The sequence below is a fragment of the Bacteroides sp. An269 genome, assembly GCF_002159755.1.
Classification (GTDB): domain Bacteria; phylum Bacteroidota; class Bacteroidia; order Bacteroidales; family Bacteroidaceae; genus Phocaeicola; species Phocaeicola intestinalis.
The window spans coordinates 1-3,384 of sequence record NZ_NFJG01000196.1 but is presented as its reverse complement, the minus strand read 5'-3'; the positions used below and the strand labels follow the sequence as shown (position 1 = coordinate 3,384).

At 45.8% G+C, this 3,384-nt stretch carries 6 protein-coding genes; 2 read left to right on the top strand and 4 right to left on the bottom strand.

The features are described 5' to 3' along the window. Positions 1 to 161: 161 nt before the first annotated feature. From B5F71_RS19035 to B5F71_RS19020, 4 genes are all read right to left on the bottom strand, one after another. A complete protein-coding gene (locus B5F71_RS19035; RefSeq protein ID WP_022040108.1) occupies positions 162 to 758 on the bottom strand; it encodes an FKBP-type peptidyl-prolyl cis-trans isomerase in 597 nt (198 codons plus the stop codon). Positions 759 to 1,107: 349 nt separating this feature from the next. Beyond that, positions 1,108 to 1,338, bottom strand: coding sequence for a hypothetical protein (locus B5F71_RS19030; protein WP_143269949.1), 231 nt, complete (start codon positions 1,336 to 1,338; stop codon positions 1,108 to 1,110). A 21-nt stretch (positions 1,339 to 1,359) separates the two neighbouring features. Next, positions 1,360 to 1,704 (bottom strand): hypothetical protein, encoded by a 345-nt coding sequence (locus tag B5F71_RS19025; RefSeq protein ID WP_087213460.1) that lies wholly within the window; start codon positions 1,702 to 1,704, stop codon positions 1,360 to 1,362. 47 nt (positions 1,705 to 1,751) lie between these two features. Beyond that, positions 1,752 to 2,111, bottom strand: a complete 360-nt coding sequence (locus B5F71_RS19020) for a helix-turn-helix transcriptional regulator (protein WP_087213457.1) — start codon at positions 2,109 to 2,111, stop codon at positions 1,752 to 1,754. Positions 2,112 to 2,241: 130 nt separating this feature from the next. On the opposite strand from B5F71_RS19020, the gene B5F71_RS19015 reads away from it, so the two are divergent. Together B5F71_RS19015 and B5F71_RS19010 are read left to right on the top strand one after the other, a co-directional pair. Further along, positions 2,242 to 2,451, top strand: coding sequence for a hypothetical protein (locus tag B5F71_RS19015; protein ID WP_241148663.1), 210 nt, complete (start codon positions 2,242 to 2,244; stop codon positions 2,449 to 2,451). A gap of 7 nt (positions 2,452 to 2,458) precedes the next feature. Further along, positions 2,459 to 3,025 carry a helix-turn-helix transcriptional regulator gene (locus B5F71_RS19010; protein WP_206423872.1) on the top strand — a complete coding sequence of 189 codons (567 nt, stop codon included), beginning with the start codon at positions 2,459 to 2,461 and terminating at the stop codon, positions 3,023 to 3,025. Positions 3,026 to 3,384 lie beyond the last annotated feature (359 nt).

Here is a 3,384-nt window from a genome sequence, read left to right as displayed (position 1 = left end):
GTGTGCTTTGGGCGATTTTTTGGTCTTTTTCGCTCCTGTTCTTCGTCAGATAGCCCGCTATCTTCCTCATCACAAAAGCGAAAATGCCTCAAAAACTCATCCCAAATCAGCGCACGATAAATTCAAAACAGCTTCTAATTTGTGGTGAAACTCAAAAACTATTAATGACAATGTCCGCATCCGCCTCCACAACACCCATCTTCATCGTGGTGATGATGCCCTTCTTCACCGCATCCTCCGCCACAACCTTCGCAATGTCCTCCGCATCCTCCGCTCATGGCGTTCACGATTTCTTCGATTTCTTTATTCGTGGCAGGACGCATCTCAATAATCTTACCCTCGAACATCAGGTCTTTACCGGCGTGAGGATGGTTCAAGTCGATTACTACCTTATCATCGGTAATTTCGCCCACGTTGGCATAGAAGCGATGCCCTTCGTTGTCGTTCAGCATGATGATATTGCCCGGATAAATATTCTCGCTATCAAAATTCCCATCGGGATCGCAGAACATCGCCTTCGATACCTGGCGCACATTGTCCTCATCACGCTCGCCGTATGCTTCGGCACAAGGGATGGTGAAACTGAAGTCGGCCCCCTTTTCCAAGGCAGTAATTTCTTTTTCGAAACGGTCAAGCGTATATCCGATTCCAGAAATAAACTGGAACGGATGTGCGGCAGGTGCTTCTTCGATAAGTTCTTTTTCTCCGCCGTTCATTGCGTAAAGGCGGTATGATACAGTGATGTATTTATTTTCCATGTCTAATATAAATATATTTATTGCGGCACAAAGATAATACAAAAAAGTGAGATACAGAGAAACCGTTCTGAATTTCTCAATGGCATCGCTGCAACCTTCTATGAAGATTGTGATGAAATTCTGATTCAGAAACTCTAAATCTACATGAAGTTACAGAGAAAAACATTTATGAACAAATATTCAATTTTTCTACAGACATTTACCAAATAAAAAAGTCCTGATTTCCAACGAAATCAGGACTCAAGTCGGGGTAGCGGGATTAAAAGTCCGTCATGAAAGGCCTGATTCTTTAATAAGTACGACGCTGGTTTTTGTTTACTGCCTGTTTCTGTCGATTTTTGTCTGTTAACTAAAGGATATGAAGGGATTCCAACAAGCGATTTAGAGCATCCTGATTTTCAGGCATTTTCCCTTCGTAAACCCTTGCTCCTTTGTTTTCTATAACACAGCCTGCAGGCCTTCCCAATTCATCAAGAAAGGTGTCTACGGCATACCAAATGGCGATACTTCCCTTGACAGACAGGCACTCCCGTTCTTTCTCTTGCGTGGCATATCCCATTTCTTCTAAAGATTTCTCCATATTAAATCTTTCTTCCATAACTTACATTGCTCTTTTCAGGTTACATAAAATTTTTAATTTTCCTTGATACATATCCCATAGTTCTGCATCCAGTTTTTCCTCGGACGGATTCGTTGCATCGCCATAAAACCAGACACGTACAATCTCATTCTTCTCATTACGGGTAATCGAAGAAGAATCTGCCGCCAAATCTTCCAGTAGTTTGTCTGTTATGCCTTCATAATGACAATAAAAAGGAGAATCCTCTTCTATCGTTACACGCTCTTTACTTCCTAAATAAGTATATTCACGATTGAAAAAGCACCATTCGCCTTTATCGTTCCGCTGCATCCCATAGGGTAAATTGATTCTGAAAAAGTCCGTCATATAAGTTAATCTTTAGGTATTATGATTCTGTTCGATAGCATTGGCTTTTATTTTATATCCAACAATTTCAGGTTCTTGTCGCCGAACACCGCGCGCAGGACTTTCTCTTTCTTTTCTCCCCGGAGCTGGATGGTGAGCATCGCCGTCACGTTTTCGTCCTGCTTCTCTGCCGGGACGTACTTCTCGGGGTAGGTGAACAGGTCGATAAGCTCCATGCCCAATCCGGTGGCAATGTTTGAAAGCTGCCATAGACTGATTTGCACTTCGCCTTTCATCACCTTGCTCATCTGCGAGGGGTCGATGCCCGCATACGAGGCTACGGCTTCTTGCTTCAATTCTTTGTCATTCATGATTTTGCGAAGGTTCTGAATGACAGGGTGCTGCGGATAATCTTTCTTCGTTCTCATGCTTGAAAGTTATACAATGATTTTCAAACGGTTATGGAATAGTTTTACATTAAGTTGAAAAATATTCCATAATAAGTTTTATTATATGAAATATATTGCTTATGTTTGCGGTGTAAAATTGATAACAATCATGATAACAATGAAAGAAATGAGCGAGAAACCGGGAAAAATGGTACTCAGATACCATTACGACAAACTGCCTGAGAAGGAAAAGCTGCGCCGGAGGGACGAATACCTGCGCCGGAGCGGCATGTCTATCATTACGTTCTACTACAAGTTGCGAACGGAGACCTTCCGCCCGCTGGAGCGGGAACTGTTTGACGAACTTTTTGTAAACTGACCGGAAGATGTGCAGCGTGCCCTTTGCCAACCTGGAGTTCTACAACACCCCCGACGGCGACATCATGCTGAAGGAGGTGGGCAAGCCCGCCCGGCCGTTTCGCGAGGCGGACAGGGATATCATTTCGGAGCTGCTTGCCATCATCCGCGACCGCTACCCGAAAGCACATGCCGCACTAATGGAATTGTATAGCAAAAGCACGATGAACCGGACATACTACGAATACCGTGTAGTACACCGGTTTATCCGATGCAACTTCGGTGAATATGACCAATACCGATTGGACATCAACTATCGGGGACAACTGCAGTTTGAAGAGGTTCGCTGCCCGCTTCGGGGCGAATGCCGGTACGAGGGGGTAATCTGCAAGCCCGAGCTGGACACACGGCTGACGGAGCGCGAAATGGAAGTGTTCCGCCTGATAGCAGCCAATCTGACGGCGGACGCCATTGCCGATGAGCTGCACATCTCGCCCTGCACGGTGAACCGCCACCGAGAAAACATCAAGGCGAAGACGCGGACCGGCAGCGTGGCGGAAATGATAACCTACTGGCACGAAAACGGACTGAAATAGCACGAAAACCGGGCTTTCCGTACTGCCCCGGAAAACGCATAGCGGTACGCCTGCCAACGCACCGCGCTTCGTGAGCGGTTTCACCGCGCTGAAACTGCCATCGTACCGCTATGTATCTGGCTACGCACCGCGGTGTGTTTTCGGGTATAGCCAACAGGCTGAAAAACAAGGAGGTTTAGGCACGACTTGGGTAGCGTGTAAACTTCGACCCGATGGAGTTCGATTCTCCAAACCTCCCCGACGATTTACCAACCTATCAATAACAAAACAGCATTATGGAAACAAAGACCATTGTAAGAGTGAACAACGTGGACATCATTGCCACCAGTGACGAACAGATGATTGCCATACGCCCCATT

Bases quoted from the DNA above. Each gene is read 5' to 3' on its own strand.
- B5F71_RS19020 (WP_087213457.1), bottom strand. From the start codon at position 2,111: ATGAGAACGAAGAAAGATTATCCGCAGCACCCTGTCATTCAGAACCTT.
- B5F71_RS19015 (WP_241148663.1), top strand. From the start codon at position 2,242: ATGATAACAATGAAAGAAATGAGCGAGAAACCGGGAAAAATGGTACTC.
- B5F71_RS19010 (WP_206423872.1), top strand. From the start codon at position 2,459: ATGTGCAGCGTGCCCTTTGCCAACCTGGAGTTCTACAACACCCCCGAC.
- B5F71_RS19025 (WP_087213460.1), bottom strand. From the start codon at position 1,704: ATGACGGACTTTTTCAGAATCAATTTACCCTATGGGATGCAGCGGAAC.
- B5F71_RS19030 (WP_143269949.1), bottom strand. From the start codon at position 1,338: ATGGAGAAATCTTTAGAAGAAATGGGATATGCCACGCAAGAGAAAGAA.
- B5F71_RS19035 (WP_022040108.1), bottom strand. From the start codon at position 758: ATGGAAAATAAATACATCACTGTATCATACCGCCTTTACGCAATGAAC.